The sequence below is a fragment of the Kluyvera ascorbata ATCC 33433 genome (genome assembly GCF_000735365.1).
GTDB lineage: Bacteria > Pseudomonadota > Gammaproteobacteria > Enterobacterales > Enterobacteriaceae > Kluyvera > Kluyvera ascorbata.
In genome coordinates this window covers 1-15,435 of the sequence record NZ_JMPL01000107.1, presented here as the reverse complement: position 1 = coordinate 15,435, position 15,435 = coordinate 1, and the positions used below count along the sequence as shown (strand labels likewise).

Sequence of the window (15,435 nt, the reverse complement as noted above, 5' to 3'; positions counted from 1 at the left end):
GTGCTTTACCGGTGCGGCAACGCGCCTGCGCCTGTCAACGCTGGGCTTCTTCCAGTACATCGGCCCTACGCTGATGTTCCTGCTGGCGGTAACGTTCTACGGTGAAGTGCCTGGTGCGGATAAGATGGTGACCTTTGCGTTTATTTGGGTCGCGCTGGCGATATTCGTGATGGATGCGCTGTATACGCAAAGACGGGGACGTCGGAGCTAAAGCAATGCCGGATGGCGGCTGCGCCTCATCCGGCCTACATTGATGTGCTGCTGTAAGCCGGATAAGCGAAGCGCCATCCGGCACAGCCATTACAGCCAGTTCTTGCGCTTAAAGTACAGATACGGCGCAAGCCCCGCCAGAATCATAAAGATAATCGCCCCAGGATAACCAAAACTCCATCTCAGCTCCGGCATAAACTCAAAGTTCATACCATAGCTGGAAGCCACCAGCGTCGGCGGCAGGAAGACCACGGAAACCACCGAGAAGATCTTGATGATGCGGTTCTGCTCAATGTTGATAAAGCCCATCGCCGCCTGCATCAGGAAGTTAACCTTCTGGAACAGCGATTCGTTGTGCGGCAGCAGAGATTCGATATCTCGCAGGATTTCTCGCGCCTGCTCAAGCTGATTCGCTGGCAGACGCGCCTTACGCACGAGGAAGTTCAACGCGCGCTGGGTATCCATCAGACACAGGCGTACCTTCCAGCCGATATCTTCCAGTTCAGCCAGCGTCGAGAGCGCTTCGTCGTACTCGTCGCCCTGATGCCCTTCCATAATGACGCGGCTCAGCTTTTCGAGATCGCTGTAGATGTTTTCGATTTCATCCGCCAGCTGTTCGATTTTGGTTTCAAACAGGTCGAGCAGCAGCTCGTAGGCGTTACCGTCCGCCATCTCCTGATTACGCGCACGCATGCGGTAAAGGCGGAATGCCGGCAGCTCACGTTCACGCAGGGTAAACAGACGCCCTTCGCGGATGGTGAATGCCACGGTGGAGTTACCCGCGTGATCGTCCGCATCTTCATAAAAGAAGAAGGAGTGAATATGCAGGCCGTCTTCGTCTTCAAAAAAACGTGCGGATGCTTCGATGTCTTCCAGTTCAGGGCGCGTGGCCAGGTTCTGGCCCAAATCCTTTTGCACACGGTTTCGTTCGTCGTCGTCAGGCTCGACTAAATCAACCCAGACCGAGCTGGCAAGATGATCAATCTCATCCGCCTCAAGACGCGTTAAACGATTGTTTTCCAGTTGAAATGCGCTCAACATGACCGGGACTCCCAATGCAAAAAATTATCGGACAGCCGGTGGGCACACAGAAACTACAGGGGTTTCAGACCATTAAACAGCCTGACTCAATGCGACGGGAAATACGAGTCGCTGACAACCGCTAAGGCTATCAGCATAAGAGGATAGCCTTAGGAGTTGTTCCTGAATGACAGGAAGGTGAGCCAGCATCTACTGGGTGTGTCCAAGGCTTTGTCCTCTTAGCGTAATCGTGCGCGCATGTTACGCCAGCAAAAAAACGCCGTCAACACGCAACGAAACGCTAACCGGGATTAATTACCTTCTGTTCAGTAAGGCTAGCATATGGTTACAAAATAATGATATTTTTCTGAAAGTTATACCATTTCTAGTCTGGCGTAGGCTGCCACCAGCCATTTAATTCCTTGCCCCTGAAACGCCACCTGCAAACGGCTATGTTCACCGCTGCCTTCCAGGTTGACGATAGTCCCTTCACCAAACTTCGCGTGACGTACGCGCTGGCCGAGTTTATAGCCGGTATCATTCTCCGCCATTGGCGTGCCCATCCGCTGATGGCTCACCGGACGGCTGACCGTGGCGCGCAGACGAACCTCTTCCACGCAGGCTTCCGGCAGTTCGCCGATAAAGCGCGACGGACGGTGATACACCTCTTTGCCGTACAGGCGGCGCGTTTCGGCGTAGGTCAGCGTCAGTTTTTGCATGGCGCGGGTGACGCCAACGTAGGCCAGACGGCGCTCTTCTTCCAGGCGACCGCCTTCATCCAGCGACATCTGGCTCGGGAACATGCCTTCTTCCATGCCGACGATAAATACCTGCGGGAACTCCAGGCCTTTCGCCGAGTGCAGGGTCATCAGCTGTACCGCGTCCTGCCAGGTGTCGGCCTGACCATCACCGGCTTCTAGCGCCGCGTGGGAGAGGAACGCCTGCAGCGGCATTAAATCTTCATCTTCTTCGTTGTAGCTGAACTGGCGCGTTGCCGTCACCAGTTCGTCTAAGTTCTCGATTCGCGTCTGGCCCTTCTCGCCTTTTTCCTGTTCGTACATCATGCGCAGACCGGAGTCCTTCACCACGCGGTCGGTCTGCACGTGCAGCGGCATATCGGCCGTTTCCTGCGCCAGCGCGTCAATCAACTCCATAAAGCGCTGTAAGGCGCTCGCTGCGCGACCGGCAAGGGCTTTCTCCTGCAGCAGTTCGCGGCAGGCCTGCCACAGCGTCAGCTGGCGGTCACGCGAGGTCTGACGCACCACGTCGAGCGTGCGATCGCCGATGCCGCGAGTTGGCGTATTCACCACGCGTTCAAACGCCGCGTCATCGTTACGGTTGGCGATAAGACGCAGATACGAGAGCGCGTCTTTGATTTCCTGGCGTTCGAAGAAGCGCATACCGCCGTAGATACGGTACGGCATGCTGGCCTGCAGCAGCGCCTCTTCCAGCACGCGCGATTGGGCGTTGCTGCGATAGAGGATGGCGCATTGCGTCAGCGCGCCGCCGTTGTCCTGCCAGGTCTTGATGCGGTTCACCACAAAGCGCGCTTCATCGAGTTCGTTAAACGCGCAGTAGAGTGAAATCGGTTCGCCGTCGGCGCCGTCGGTCCACAGCTTTTTGCCCAGACGCCCGTTGTTGTTTTCAATCAGGGCGTTCGCCGCGCTGAGGATGTTGCTGGTTGAACGGTAGTTCTGTTCCAGACGGATAGTTTCTGCACCCGGGAAATCGTTGAGGAAGCGCTGGATGTTCTCCACCTGCGCCCCGCGCCAGCCGTAAATCGACTGGTCGTCATCGCCAACGATCATCACCTTACCGGTGTCGCCCGCCAGCAGTCGGATCCACGCGTACTGGATGTTGTTGGTATCCTGGAATTCATCCACCAGGATATTAGTAAAGCGTTCGCGATAGTGCTGGAGGATATGCGGCTTGTTAAGCCACAGCTCATGGGCGCGCAACAGCAGCTCGGCAAAGTCCACCAGTCCCGCACGGTCGCACGCTTCCTGATAGGCTTGATAAACCTTCTGCCAGGTCTGTTCAACCGGGTTACCGTAGCTTTGCAGGTGATGCGGACGCAGCCCTTCGTCTTTCTGGCTGTTGATAAACCACATCGCCTGGCGCGGCGGCCACTGCTTCTCGTCAAGGTTCATCGCTTTGATCAGGCGCTTGAGCAGGCGAAGCTGGTCTTCGCTATCGAGGATCTGGAAATCCTGCGGCAGATTGGCATCCAGGTGGTGCGCACGCAGCAGACGGTGCGCCAGCCCGTGGAAGGTACCGACCCACATACCGCCCTGCGAGGTGCCCATCAGCTCAGCGATACGGTGGCGCATCTCTGCCGCCGCTTTGTTGGTAAAGGTGACGGCCATGATGGAATACGGCGAGCAGTTCTCGACGCTTTGCAGCCAGGCAATGCGATGCACCAGCACGCGCGTCTTGCCACTGCCAGCCCCGGCGAGCACCAGCATATTGGTCCGCTCCGCCGCGACGGCTTCGCGCTGTTTATCGTTGAGGCTGTCGAGCAGGTAAGAAACGTCCATTGGCACCGCCGGAAAAAAAAGAGTCCCAGAAATACACTGGGAATTTATACAGAGTTGCTGATGATTATATCAGCGAGGTCAGAGATGCCAACCGGGAAATCTCGACATGCGGCAACAAACGGCTGTCCGCGGTTTGCATCAGGTCAGCATTTTCCAGTTTGATCCAGCAGGCTTGCATGCCGCAGCGAATGGCACCCGCCACGTCGGTGGTCAGGTCATCGCCCACGTGCAGGATCTCGCCGAGCGGCACATTGAGCTTGTCTGCCGCCAGATGGTACATATCGGCGAATGGCTTCGAACGTCCGTCTGGGCCTGCACGCAGCACGAACTGGAAGTAGTCGCTCAGACCGAACAGCTCCGGCTGGGCATTACCGTTGGTGATCGCCACCAGCGGCCATTTTTGGCCTAGTTTCGCCAACGTGTCGTGGGTTTCCTGCGGTACGTCAATCCGGCTACGCCACTGGGCGAAGTTCGCCATCGCCTCGTCGGCTCCGGCTTTGGCTTCCTGAGCCGTCAGCCCAAGCTGACGCATACCGGACTCCAGCGCACGCCAGCGCCACTCGGTGACGTCATGGTAGATTTCAGGCTCTGTCTTTAACAGCTCGTCGCGCCACTGCTGTAACGTACGGGCGTCGAAGTTTGCCAGCGCCGGATGGTAGCCGCGCACAAAGGCCACCGACTCCTGCATCGTCCGGTCAATCACCGGGCGGTTATCATAAAGAGTGTCATCAAGGTCAAACGTCAGCGCGGCAATAGCGCCCAACGGCCGATAAAAACGCATTATTTCTCCCGTTTGGCGCGCGGATGCGCCGCATCGTACACCGAGGCAAGGTGTTGAAAATCAAGGTGGGTATAGATTTGGGTGGTCGATAGATTGGCGTGGCCCAGCAGTTCCTGCACGCCGCGCAGGTCACCGCTCGACTCAAGCATGTGGGTGGCAAACGAGTGGCGCAGCTTGTGGGGATTCACGTGGCTGTTCAGCCCCTGCTTAATGCCCCATTCAGCAAAGCGCTTTTGCACATTACGCGCCGAAATACGCTTGCCGAGCTTCGAGAGAAACAGCGCATCCTCGTCGCTGCCAAACAGCCCGCGCAGGTCGAGCCAGTGCTCAATCCACGTCACGGCGTTGCGGCCAATCGGCAGGCGGCGCTCTTTGCTGCCTTTACCCATCACCCACACTTCGCCGGTATCGAGATCCAGATGTTTAATATCCAGATTTACCAGTTCAGAAAGACGTAGCCCCGCGCCGTACATCACCTCCAGCATGGCGCGGTCGCGCACCGCCAGCGGGTCATTAAGATCGATATCCAGCAGGCGGTTAACGTCATCGACGTCGATATTCTTTGGCAGATGGCGCGGTGCTTTCGGCGCGGCGATGCCTTTTGCCGGGTTCGCTGGAAGCTCGCCCTGACCCACCATCCAGTCAAAGAAGCTGCGCAACGCCGACAGGCGTAGCGCCAGGCTTGCGGCGCCTAGCCCTTTGCGGCGGCTGCGGGTCGCAAAGCTGCGCACCATCGCAGCATCACATTGTTGCCAATTCTGCAGGCCCATTCCTTCGGCCAGTTCAATAATGGCATCAAGCTGACGCTGGTAGTTGAGGAGTGTGATTGGGCTAAGCTGGCGTTCTACGCCCAGATAGCGCAGAAAGCGGGTAACGGCTTGCCCTAGCCCGGTGCCGGTCATACGCGCTCGATCCAGCGTTCCAGCAGACCCGGCAGCATCAGGGCAATTTCCTGCAGCAGCTGTGTGCCCTGTCCCGGCTGATAGTGGTGCGGGTCGCGGCTGCTAAAGAGAATCACGCCTAAATCGCCGTCGCTGCCCATCATCGACATCGCCACTGAACCGACGGCTTTCGCTTCAGGAAGCACCACCAGCAACTCGGGGCCGTTAAGGGTGCCGAGATAGTGGTTGCCCTGGCCTAAGCGTTGAATGCGCAGCGGCTCAAAGGCCTGACGGGAAAGCACCAGATCGGTATGTCTGGAAGGGGCACCAAGACGCCAGCGGTCAGAGAACAGGCGCAGCGATGCGCCCGCCAGCCCCAACTCGCGCGCCCAGCGGTGGAAGCGCAGCAGGAGATCGTCCAGGCTTTCCGCGCAGGCCAGTCGGTTTTGCAGATGCAGCAGGCGATAAAACAGGCTTTCGTTCGCCGTCGCCTGTTCCATCAGCTGGCTCATGTTCTCTTCCAGCATGGCAATGTAGTTGCGCGAACGCGCCATGTGCCACTCAACCAGAGACACCATGCCCCGCACCGGATGCGGGACGCGCATTTGCTCAACGACAGCGGCATTACGTATAAAGAATTCAGGATGTTGCAACAGATAATCCACAACCGCGCCATCATTCAGCGTGGTGATAGCGTCCTGCTGTTCTTCCCCGACGTGTTTCATAAGTGAATAAATCCGTCATAGACATGTGCCGCCGGGCCAGTCATAAACAACGGTTGGCCCGGGCCTTTCCAGGCGATATCAAGTCGCCCGCCCGGCAGTTCCACGCGCACCTCTTCCGCCAACAAGCCCTGCTGGATGCCAACGGCAACCGCCGCACATGCGCCGCTGCCGCAGGCCTGAGTTTCACCGGCACCGCGTTCGTAAACGCGCAGACGGATGTGCTCCCGCTTCACTACCTGCATAAAACCAATGTTAGCGCGTTCTGGAAAACGTTCATGACTTTCCATCACCGGACCTAGCGTTTCCACCGGGGCAGTGTCGACATCATCAACCTGAATCACACAGTGTGGATTCCCCATCGAGACCACGCCGCACAATACTGTCTGCTCAGCAGCACGCATGATATAGGTCTTTTCCGCTTTGTTCGCGCGGAACGGCACCTGAGACGGCTCGAAGTTCGGTTCACCCATGTTCACGCGAACCAGTTCATCATCAGTCACGCTTAAGACCATACGGCCGTTGGCGGTGCTCACGCGGATATCGCGCTTGTTGGTCAACCCTTTCAGGCGCACAAAGCGGGCGAAGCAGCGAGCGCCGTTACCGCACTGGGAGACTTCGCTGCCGTCGGCGTTGAAGATGCGGTAGTGAAAATCCAGGTCGGGGTCATAAGGCGGCTCCACGACCAACAGCTGATCGAAACCCACGCCAAGATGCCTGTCCGCCAGTCGGCGGATAAGCTCGGGCGAGAAAAAGACATTCTGCGTTACCGCGTCGACGACCATGAAATCGTTGCCGAGGCCATGCATTTTAGAGAACTGCATCATCTACTCCAGTTGCGCGGAACAGAACGGTAATATTAGTAATTAACCTGCGTCGGGCCGCCGTTATCACCACGGTCGTTACGATCCGGAGAGCTGCTCTGAATCGGTTGAGTGACGGGTTGCGTCGGCGGGGCCGCCGTTTTATCAGCCGGAGGAAAATAGAGCGGGCCCTTCAGGCCGCAGCCTGCAAGGCTAAATAATGCAAGTAACACTGCCAGCGGTCGAAAAATCTTATTCATTCTTAAGATGCCTGTAGTTCAATGCTTTCTATTTTCTATCATCGCAGGAGGAGGCGCAAAAGCAAGCGTTAAGCACCTGACTGCAACGTGATTTGTTTCACGCTATACTGCCGCCATCACTAAATAACGGGAAACAACAATGAACGACAGTGAATTTCATCGCCTTGCCGATACCCTGTGGCTGACCATCGAAGAGCGTCTGGACGACTGGGACGGCGACAGCGATATCGACTGTGAGATCAATGGCGGCGTGCTGACCATCAGTTTTGAAAACGGCAGCAAAATTATTATTAACCGTCAGGAGCCATTGCACCAGGTATGGCTGGCGACCAAGCAAGGTGGCTACCATTTCGACCTGAAGGGCGATGAGTGGATTTGCGACCGCAGCGGCGAAACCTTCTGGGACTTGCTGGAACAAGCGGCGACGCAGCAGGCGGGTGAAGAGGTGAGCTTCCGCTAAACACAACGTAGCCCGGCCGAGCAAAGCGACGCCGGGACAGCTCAGCGCCAAACCCCGGCGTCGCTTTGCTCGGCCGGGCTACAACTTAGCGTGATTTCAGGAAAAGTACTGCTGCAACAACGGGGCGTTGTTATTGTCCTGATTGGACGGCGGCGGCACGATAGCCTGGCTGCGGAACGGAATGACCTGTGCACGCCCGTCTACCTTCACAATCTGGTAGAACTGCGGCAGGTTGAAGTTGATAAAGCTTGAGCCGTAGGTGAAGCGATCGTGTGACGACGAGTAGAAGCGGCTAACGTCACGCACCAGCTCTTCTTTACTGCCCTCACAGTGGTGATACACCTCTGCGCGGTTGCTCTCGTCCAGAATATAGATATTGAAGCCCTGATCTTCGCCCGACTCCTCGAAGAAGAACTGAATAATCCCTTCGCTCGCGAAACCGTCGACCACCTGCGGCAGCTCAACGTGGTTGGTCTCAACCTGAACGGAAAGCCCGTGCAGCTTGTTGTGCGAAATGGCGCCGTAGAACTCGATGGCGTTTTCCAGCTTCTGCACCGACACGTTCAGACGTTCAAAGAACAGGCCCCAGGTCTGCCCGGAGACGCGCAGCGCTTTAAAGCGACCGGTTTCCTGACGGGTGCTGGAAAGGCGCAGTTCGATGCACTCAGACACCAGTTGCTGTACGCGAGTACGGATTAAACCACGCAGGTGCTGGCTGTAGCAGAACACTTCCACGCTATCCGGCGGCGCGGCATCCTGGTGCATTTTACCGAGGATGGTTTTCAGCGCTTCAATCATTGCCTGCTCGCCGTTGAAGTGCAGCGTACGCACTTCGTTCCACGAGTTGCGGTACAGCAGGTCGACGCTGCCGACCAGGCATTTCTGATCTTCACCAAAGCTGAAGGTATCGAGCTTACGGAAATCAAAATGCACCACCTGATTGCGGAAGGCCGCCGTCGGGTCATATTCGAGGTTAACGATAATCGCCAGATGGCGAATTTCGCAAGGGCTGTAGAGCGCTTTCGGCGTTGGCGCAGGCAGACGCAGCGGGAAGTGGTGCGATACGTCAGCAACCATCTCCTGCAGTTTTGCCAGGTCGACAATACCGTTGCCCTTAATAAACAGGCGCGTACGCGAGGTCAGCAGGCCGTTAAACCAGGCCCAGGCCACCAGCTTATTCAGGTAGCGGTTATATTCCAGCGGCTGATGGCTGACGATGGACTCCATGTTGGGCGCGCGGTTGTAGAGGTACCAACCCGTACGGTTGGCGCGTCCCGGCGGAACATAGATAAAGGTCAGATTTGGTTCGGACAGGTCCGGGGAGATCTGCGGGTTCACCAGCGTTACTTTACCCGGCAGCGCTTCAAACGCGGCATACAGCTTACGCGTCAGCACGCCAATGTCCTGCGGGCTGGCGGAAACGCTCAGGTTGTTACGACGGGCGAAGCGGATAAGGTTACGATAGCTCTGCATCATGGCATCGAGCAGCTCGTTGTGCGCTTCGCGGACCTGGTCGATTTTCCAGTTGGCGCGGTTATCGAGCATCGCCAGACGCTCTTCGCTCCAGCCCCACTCTTTCACCAGCTGGCCAACCACTTCACGACGCCAGCCAACGCAGGCGCGTTCACGGCTGAGCTTTTCGCATACTTTCAGATAGAAGCAGCGACGCACGAGGTCGAGGCGGGTTTCATCTTCAATCGCCTTCAGATACTCGGTCACGCGCTCCAGCATCATGCAGTAGGCATCGAGACCGAAGGAGACTATCTCGCCGTCGTGCAGGCGCTGTTTAATGTCTTTTGCCAGCAGGTGCGTATTTGGGTATTCCCAGGAATAGGCTTCCAGCAGCAGGGTTTTCAGCACCGCTTTATACGGTGAGTCGATGCTCTTATAGAGCTGCCACAGGCTAGCACCGAAGTACTCTTCGGCGGAGAGCGAGCTCAATCCACCGAGGTCGAGCCATTCGTTCGGCGTCAGTACGCCCTGGGCATAAAGGGTCATCACGTAATCGTCGTAATGATCTTCTTCTTCGCCCGGCACCATATTCCACAGAATACGTTTGCCCGCGAGGCGGACCGCCGTACGGTAAAATTCGTCGAGCAGTAAAATGTGCTGCGTTGAACCGCAGTCTTCGCCGCCGAGGCTGCCACTTTCGTTATGACGGAAGCGGTTTTCGTCGATCAGGAAGAAGCTGACTTCAACGCCGAGCGATGCCGCCCAGCTTTCCAGCAGGCTGCATTTACGCTGTAACAATTGGCGTTCATCATTATCGAGCCACGACTGGTGGCAGACCCAGATATCCAGGTCGGAAGAGCAGCTTTGGCCTACCGATGAGGTACTCCCCATAGAGTAGACGCCGGTAATCGGCAGTTCACCTTTTGCGGAGGTCTGCGGCGGCATGCCGCGATGCAGCTCGAGCTCATCAAGATAATGGCGTTGGGTTTCATCAGGCGTGTAGAGGCAGATGCCCTTGGGAACGTTACCGTCGAGGTAACCCGGCATCAGCGGATGATGATAATGTAATAATGTCGGCAGTAGACTGTAAACCTGTTGGAAAGCAGGTCCCATGGCAGCAAGCGCGCGATCCACACGCAGTTGATTGATGGCATCCAGTCTCTGTTTCAGTGTCTCAATATAGAGGTACAAGACATATCGCCTGATGTTCAAAACCTCGACGTATCCTGTCAGAGCGGTACGGAGGTTTTAATATTTCAACAAGAAGAACCGTTACCGTTTTTTGTCCGCCGTTGTGATTATCGAATTTTGGACAAAAAATGGTTTAAAACGTGATCAATTTAACACCTTGCCGGTTGACCGTAAAGAATGTTGCACTACAACAAGTGTAGCATTGAATGCAGCTGTAAACCCCGGCATACGATCAAGACAGTGCCAGTAATGAACGGTAAACACAACCCCGTTTATGCTTACCTTCACAGGCTCTCAAGGCACGCTTCGTGCATACCCCTTAATTCCCAGCAAGAATTTTTACGAAGACCGTGAAAACTAACATCATTAGGGCAACAATGTTAGGATGGTCAATGGATGATAACGACGGTAACAAGCATGTTAGACAAAGTTTTGAGAATTGCCACACGCCAAAGTCCGCTCGCTCTCTGGCAAGCGCACTATGTACAAGAACGCCTGATGGCCTGCCATCCAGGGCTTACGGTGACGCTCGTGCCGATGGTCACGCGAGGGGACATCATCCTCGATACGCCGCTGGCCAAAGTGGGCGGTAAAGGGCTGTTCGTCAAAGAGCTTGAGCTTGCACTACTTGAAAACCGTGCGGACATCGCCGTGCACTCAATGAAAGATGTCCCGGTTGAGTTCCCGGAAGGGCTTGGGCTGGTGACCATCTGCGAACGAGACGACCCACGCGATGCCTTCGTCTCCAATCATTACGCCTGCATGGACGACCTCCCGGCAGGCAGTATCGTCGGCACCTCCAGCCTGCGCCGCCAGTGCCAGTTGGCCAAGCGTCGTCCGGATCTGGTGATCCGCTCGCTGCGCGGCAACGTCGGCACGCGCCTCAGCAAGCTGGATAACGGTGAGTACGATGCCATTATTCTGGCGGTCGCGGGGCTAAAACGCCTTGAGCTCAACGATCGTATTCGTCAGCCGATGTCGCCAGAAGAGTCGCTTCCGGCCGTCGGTCAGGGTGCCGTCGGCATTGAATGCCGTCTGAACGATGAACAGACCCGCGCCCTGCTCGCGCCGTTAAACCACGATGACACCGCCATTCGCGTTCGCGCAGAGCGCGCTATGAATACGCGCCTGGAAGGCGGTTGTCAGGTTCCTATCGGCAGCTACGCCGAGCTTAACGACGGTGAGCTGTGGCTGCGCGCATTGGTTGGCGCACCGGACGGTAGCGAAATGGTGTGCGGCGAGCGACGCGGCAAGCCGGAAGATGCCGAGCGTATGGGCATTGAGCTCGCGGATGAACTGCTGGATAACGGGGCTCGCGCGATTCTTACCGCCGTTTACGACGGAGACGCCTCCGTATGACCATCCTGGTTACCCGCCCCTCCCCGCAAGGTGAAGAGTTAGTCAGCCGTTTGCGCGCGCAGGGCCGAGTAGCCTGGAGTTTTCCACTGATTGATTTCACGCCCGGGCGCGAGCTGAACAGGCTGGCACCCGCGCTGAGCGAGCTGCGGGAAGGTGATTTAGTCTTCGCCCTTTCGCAGCATGCGGTGAGCTTTGCACACGCACAGCTCCAGCAACAGCACCTGAACTGGCCCACGACGCCTCGTTATTTTGCTATCGGCCGTACCACGGCGCTGGCGCTCCATCAGGTGAGCAGCCTCGATATTCGCTACCCATTAGATCGGGAAATTAGCGAAGTGTTGCTACAATTACCTGAATTGCAAACTATTGCGGGCAAGAAGGCGCTGATTCTGCGCGGCAACGGCGGGCGCGAACTGCTGGCCGAGACGCTGACTGCGCGCGGTGCCGATGTCACCCTTTGCGAATGCTATCAACGCTGCGCTATTCACTACGACGGTGCCGAAGAAGCCATGCGCTGGCAGTCGAGAGAGGTCAACACCCTCGTGGTGACCAGCGGTGAGATGCTGCAACAACTCTGGACGCTGATTCCCCTCTGGTACCGCGAGCGCTGGCTGCTCACCTGTCGGCTACTGGTGGTGAGTGAGCGTATTGCAAAACTGGCCCAGGAGTTGGGCTGGCAGGATATTCAGGTTGCCGATGGCGCAGACAACGATGCGCTGCTGCGCGCACTACAATAACTCTCAAAATTGGAAGCCATAATGACGGAACAAAAAGAAAACTCCGCCGTGGTTGAAGAGTCCGAAGATGCGGTGAAAACCTCGCCGCAGCCCGAAGCTCGTAAGCCGGAAAATGCTGAGAAGAAAAATAACGGCGGGAAAACCAGTCTGGCGCTTAGCGCCGTCGCTATCGCCATCGCGCTGGCGGCAGGTATAGGCCTGTACGGCTGGGGCAAACAGCAGGCCGTCACCCAAACTCAGACCAGCGATACTCTCGCCAATCAGCTGATTGCTCTGCAAAAAACGCAGGATGCGCAAAAAGAAGCGTTGGAAACCACGCTGAAACAGCAGGCTGAACAGCTGCAGGAAGCCAAAACCCAGCAGGCCGACATGGCAAAACAGCTGGATGAAATGCAGCAGAAAGTGGCGGCTATTTCCGGTACTGATTCAAAAACCTGGCTGCTGGCCCAGTCTGACTTCCTCGTGAAGCTGGCCGGACGCAAGCTGTGGAGCGATCAGGATGTCACCACCGCCGCGGCGTTGCTGAAAAGCGCGGACGCCAGCCTGGCGGATATGAATGATCCAAGCTTAATCGCCGCTCGCCGCGCGATCACCGAGGATATTGCCAGCCTCTCTGCCGTTTCACAGGTGGATTACGACGGTATCATCCTCAAGGTGAATCAGCTCGCCAACCAGGTCGATAACCTGCGCCTGGCAGACAACAATACCGATGATTCTCCAATGGATAACGACGACAGCGAGCTGTCGGCGTCGCTCAGCGAATGGCGCGTGAATCTGCAAAAAAGCTGGCAGAACTTTATGGACAGCTTTATTACTATTCGCCGCCGCGATGAGACCGCCGTTCCGCTGCTGGCGCCGAATCAGGATATCTACCTGCGAGAAAACATCCGCGCCCAGCTACTTTCCGCGTCGCAAGCGGTGCCGCGTCACCAGGATGAAACCTTCAAACAGGCATTGGATAACGTCTCGACCTGGGTACGCGCTTACTACGACACCGACGATGCCGCCACGAAGACATTCCTCGATGAGATAGACAAGCTCAGCCAGCAGAGTATCTCCATGAATATCCCGGAAACGCTGCAAAGCCAGCCGATTCTGGAAAAGCTGATGCAAACCCGCGTGCGTAACTTGATGGCGCAACCTGCCGTCACGACAGCGGAACCTGCTGCTCCCGTGCAGCCAGCGCCAGCTCCCGCCCCAGCACAAGGAGAGTAATCGATGCTAAAAGTTCTTTTACTCTTTGCACTGTTAATTGCTGGCGTGGTGGTCGGCCCGATGATCGCAGGCCATCAGGGCTATGTGCTTATCCAGACGGACAACTACAACATTGAGACCAGCGTAACCGGCTTAGTCATTATCATGATCCTGATAATGGTGGTGCTGTTCGCCCTGGAGTGGATTCTGCGCCGTATCTTCCGCACCAGCGCACACACGCGCGGCTGGTTCGTTGGACGCAAGCGTCGTCGTGCGCGCAAGCAGACCGAACAGGCGCTGCTGAAGCTGGCAGAAGGCGATTATCAGCAGGTTGAGAAGCTGATGTCGAAAAATGCCGATCACGCCGAACAACCGGTGGTGAATTATCTGCTGGCCGCCGAAGCTGCCCAGCAGCGTGGTGACGAAGCGCGCGCCAATCAGCACCTTCAGCGTGCGGCTGAGAACGCGGGCAACGATCTGATCCCGGTCGAAATCACCCGCGTTCGCCTGCAGCTTGCCCGCAACGAAAACCACGCGGCGCGTCATGGCATTGATAAGCTGCTGGAAGTGGCGCCGCGTCACCCGGAAGTGCTGCGTCTGGCAGAACAAGCCTATATTCAGACCGGAGCCTGGAGCTCGCTGCTGGATATCATCCCATCCATGGCGAAAGCCCACGTTGGCGACGACGCACACCGCGCCGCGCTGGAACAGCAGGCGTGGATTGGCCTGATGGACCAGGCACGTGCCGATCAAGGTAGCGAAGGGCTGCGTAACTGGTGGAAAAACCAGAGCCGCAAAACCCGCCATCAGGTCGCGTTGCAGGTCGCCATGGCCGATCACCTGATTGAATGTGACGATCATGACACCGCGCAGCAGATCATTATCGATGGGCTGAAGCGCCAGTATGACGATCGTCTGGTGATGCTGATCCCGCGTCTGCATACCAACAATCCGGAGCAGATGGAAAAACTGCTGCGCCAGCAGATCAAAACGGTGGGCGATCGTCCACTGCTGTGGAGTACGCTGGGGCAGTCGCTAATGAAGCACGGCGAGTGGCAGGAAGCGAGCCTGGCGTTCCGCGCCGCGCTCAAGCAGCGCCCGGACGCGTTCGACTATGCGTGGCTTGCCGATACGCTTGACCGTCTGAAGCAGCCGGAAGAAGCCGCAGCAATGCGCCGTGATGGCTTGATGCTGACGTTGCAGAATAACCCGCCTGCCTAAGGTAGAGCACTAATTAAGGGGCCGAATGGCCCCTTTTTTTTGGCCGCTGTGCGGCTCCGGCGGCGCTACGCTTGGCCGGGCTACAAGCTGGACATAAAAAAACGCCTGCTCCTTTTGGGAGCAGGCGTTAAACAGGTTTAATTCGACAACATAATGGGTGCTTCACTCAACGTAATGTCCATGGTGTCTGATGAGGCAAAAGCGACATCTGTCAGTGGACGATAAGCACCGTAAACGGCTCTGCGTCATTCCTGAGTTTATGAGGCCTGAGGCGAACATAAGAGGTGGAATGAGCATCTACGCGGCGCATTATGTCACAGTCAGTTACTGATAACATCCCCTTTGTTTCACAACAGGATTAATCTGTAGAGGTAATAAAAATAGATGAGATGGGGCGAAGAGAGAAAACAAAAAACCCCGCCGAAGCGGGGTTCAAAATTGGTCGGCGAGAGAGGATTCGAACCTCCGACCCACTGGTCCCAAACCAGTTGCGCTACCAAGCTGCGCTACTCGCCGAAATACTGCTTTTTGAATTATCGTTCAATTCGGTTTTTATTCAGACATCAAGTCTTGAATAAAAAACCCTGCGCTGCAGGGTCTAAAATTG

At 56.6% G+C, this 15,435-nt stretch carries 14 protein-coding genes, 1 tRNA gene and 1 pseudogene; 6 read left to right on the top strand and 10 right to left on the bottom strand.

Annotated features, from left to right (window positions below; translation table 11 throughout):
• Window positions 1-211: pseudogene (locus GKAS_RS18955) on the top strand (EamA family transporter RarD); the annotation flags it as partial.
• A gap of 89 nt (window positions 212-300) precedes the next feature.
• On the opposite strand, the gene corA reads toward GKAS_RS18955, so the two are convergent.
• The 8 genes from corA to lptM all read right to left on the bottom strand — a co-directional run bounded on the left by corA (window position 301) and on the right by lptM (window position 7,214).
• Window positions 301-1,251, bottom strand: a complete 951-nt coding sequence (gene corA, locus GKAS_RS18950; RefSeq protein ID WP_035896467.1) for a magnesium/cobalt transporter CorA — start codon at window positions 1,249-1,251, stop codon at window positions 301-303.
• Between the two features lie 149 nt (window positions 1,252-1,400).
• Complete coding sequence (ysgD, locus tag GKAS_RS25600) at window positions 1,401-1,457, bottom strand: YsgD/CorL family protein (RefSeq protein WP_368301982.1); 57 nt, start codon at window positions 1,455-1,457, stop codon at window positions 1,401-1,403.
• A gap of 147 nt (window positions 1,458-1,604) precedes the next feature.
• Entirely contained in the window at window positions 1,605-3,767 is a 2,163-nt protein-coding gene (uvrD, locus tag GKAS_RS18945) for a DNA helicase II (RefSeq protein WP_035896466.1), read from the bottom strand.
• A 64-nt stretch (window positions 3,768-3,831) separates the two neighbouring features.
• Window positions 3,832-4,548, bottom strand: a complete 717-nt coding sequence (gene yigB, locus GKAS_RS18940; protein ID WP_035896465.1) for a 5-amino-6-(5-phospho-D-ribitylamino)uracil phosphatase YigB — start codon at window positions 4,546-4,548, stop codon at window positions 3,832-3,834.
• Window positions 4,548-5,450 carry a tyrosine recombinase XerC gene (gene xerC, locus GKAS_RS18935; protein ID WP_035896464.1) on the bottom strand — a complete coding sequence of 301 codons (903 nt, stop codon included), beginning with the start codon at window positions 5,448-5,450 and terminating at the stop codon, window positions 4,548-4,550. The genes yigB and xerC overlap by 1 nt, the downstream gene beginning before the upstream one ends.
• Entirely contained in the window at window positions 5,447-6,154 is a 708-nt protein-coding gene (locus GKAS_RS18930) for a DUF484 domain-containing protein (RefSeq protein ID WP_035896463.1), read from the bottom strand. Before GKAS_RS18930 ends, xerC begins: the two co-directional genes overlap by 4 nt.
• Window positions 6,151-6,975 carry a diaminopimelate epimerase gene (gene dapF, locus GKAS_RS18925; RefSeq protein ID WP_035896462.1) on the bottom strand — a complete coding sequence of 275 codons (825 nt, stop codon included), beginning with the start codon at window positions 6,973-6,975 and terminating at the stop codon, window positions 6,151-6,153. The genes GKAS_RS18930 and dapF overlap by 4 nt, the downstream gene beginning before the upstream one ends.
• 35 nt (window positions 6,976-7,010) lie before the next feature.
• On the bottom strand, window positions 7,011-7,214 hold the full coding sequence (gene lptM, locus GKAS_RS18920; RefSeq protein WP_035896461.1) for an LPS translocon maturation chaperone LptM: 204 nt from the start codon (window positions 7,212-7,214) through the stop codon (window positions 7,011-7,013).
• 139 nt (window positions 7,215-7,353) lie between these two features.
• Between lptM and cyaY the strand changes: the two genes are divergently transcribed.
• On the top strand, window positions 7,354-7,674 hold the full coding sequence (cyaY, locus tag GKAS_RS18915) for an iron donor protein CyaY (RefSeq protein ID WP_035896460.1): 321 nt from the start codon (window positions 7,354-7,356) through the stop codon (window positions 7,672-7,674).
• A gap of 96 nt (window positions 7,675-7,770) precedes the next feature.
• Here the strand turns inward: cyaY and cyaA are convergent, their stop codons facing one another.
• The gene (gene cyaA / locus GKAS_RS18910) at window positions 7,771-10,317 is read right to left on the bottom strand and encodes a class I adenylate cyclase (protein ID WP_035896459.1); all 2,547 of its coding nucleotides are present in this window, start codon (window positions 10,315-10,317) and stop codon (window positions 7,771-7,773) included.
• A gap of 417 nt (window positions 10,318-10,734) precedes the next feature.
• On the opposite strand from cyaA, the gene hemC reads away from it, so the two are divergent.
• Genes hemC through hemY form a run of 4 tightly spaced genes read left to right on the top strand, consistent with a single transcriptional unit; the run spans window position 10,735 to window position 14,828 of the window.
• Window positions 10,735-11,676: a hydroxymethylbilane synthase gene (gene hemC, locus GKAS_RS18905; protein ID WP_035896458.1), complete on the top strand. Its 942-nt coding sequence runs from the start codon at window positions 10,735-10,737 to the stop codon at window positions 11,674-11,676.
• Entirely contained in the window at window positions 11,673-12,413 is a 741-nt protein-coding gene (gene hemD / locus GKAS_RS18900) for a uroporphyrinogen-III synthase (protein ID WP_035896457.1), read from the top strand. The genes hemC and hemD overlap by 4 nt, the downstream gene beginning before the upstream one ends.
• A 21-nt stretch (window positions 12,414-12,434) precedes the next feature.
• Complete coding sequence (hemX, locus tag GKAS_RS18895) at window positions 12,435-13,628, top strand: uroporphyrinogen-III C-methyltransferase (protein ID WP_035896456.1); 1,194 nt, start codon at window positions 12,435-12,437, stop codon at window positions 13,626-13,628.
• Window positions 13,629-13,631: 3 nt separating this feature from the next.
• A complete protein-coding gene (gene hemY, locus GKAS_RS18890; RefSeq protein WP_035896455.1) occupies window positions 13,632-14,828 on the top strand; it encodes a protoheme IX biogenesis protein HemY in 1,197 nt (398 codons plus the stop codon).
• Between the two features lie 439 nt (window positions 14,829-15,267).
• Here hemY and GKAS_RS18885 read toward each other — a convergent pair.
• Window positions 15,268-15,344, bottom strand: a tRNA-Pro gene (locus tag GKAS_RS18885).
• Window positions 15,345-15,435: the final 91 nt, after the last annotated feature.

Excerpts from the sequence above, each read along its gene's own strand:
- corA (WP_035896467.1), bottom strand. The coding sequence starts at position 1,251 with ATGTTGAGCGCATTTCAACTGGAAAACAATCGTTTAACGCGTCTTGAG.
- uvrD (WP_035896466.1), bottom strand. The coding sequence starts at position 3,767 with ATGGACGTTTCTTACCTGCTCGACAGCCTCAACGATAAACAGCGCGAA.
- yigB (WP_035896465.1), bottom strand. The coding sequence starts at position 4,548 with ATGCGTTTTTATCGGCCGTTGGGCGCTATTGCCGCGCTGACGTTTGAC.
- xerC (WP_035896464.1), bottom strand. The coding sequence starts at position 5,450 with ATGACCGGCACCGGGCTAGGGCAAGCCGTTACCCGCTTTCTGCGCTAT.
- GKAS_RS18930 (WP_035896463.1), bottom strand. The coding sequence starts at position 6,154 with ATGAAACACGTCGGGGAAGAACAGCAGGACGCTATCACCACGCTGAAT.
- dapF (WP_035896462.1), bottom strand. The coding sequence starts at position 6,975 with ATGCAGTTCTCTAAAATGCATGGCCTCGGCAACGATTTCATGGTCGTC.
- lptM (WP_035896461.1), bottom strand. The coding sequence starts at position 7,214 with ATGAATAAGATTTTTCGACCGCTGGCAGTGTTACTTGCATTATTTAGC.
- cyaY (WP_035896460.1), top strand. The coding sequence starts at position 7,354 with ATGAACGACAGTGAATTTCATCGCCTTGCCGATACCCTGTGGCTGACC.
- hemC (WP_035896458.1), top strand. The coding sequence starts at position 10,735 with ATGTTAGACAAAGTTTTGAGAATTGCCACACGCCAAAGTCCGCTCGCT.
- hemD (WP_035896457.1), top strand. The coding sequence starts at position 11,673 with ATGACCATCCTGGTTACCCGCCCCTCCCCGCAAGGTGAAGAGTTAGTC.
- hemX (WP_035896456.1), top strand. The coding sequence starts at position 12,435 with ATGACGGAACAAAAAGAAAACTCCGCCGTGGTTGAAGAGTCCGAAGAT.
- hemY (WP_035896455.1), top strand. The coding sequence starts at position 13,632 with ATGCTAAAAGTTCTTTTACTCTTTGCACTGTTAATTGCTGGCGTGGTG.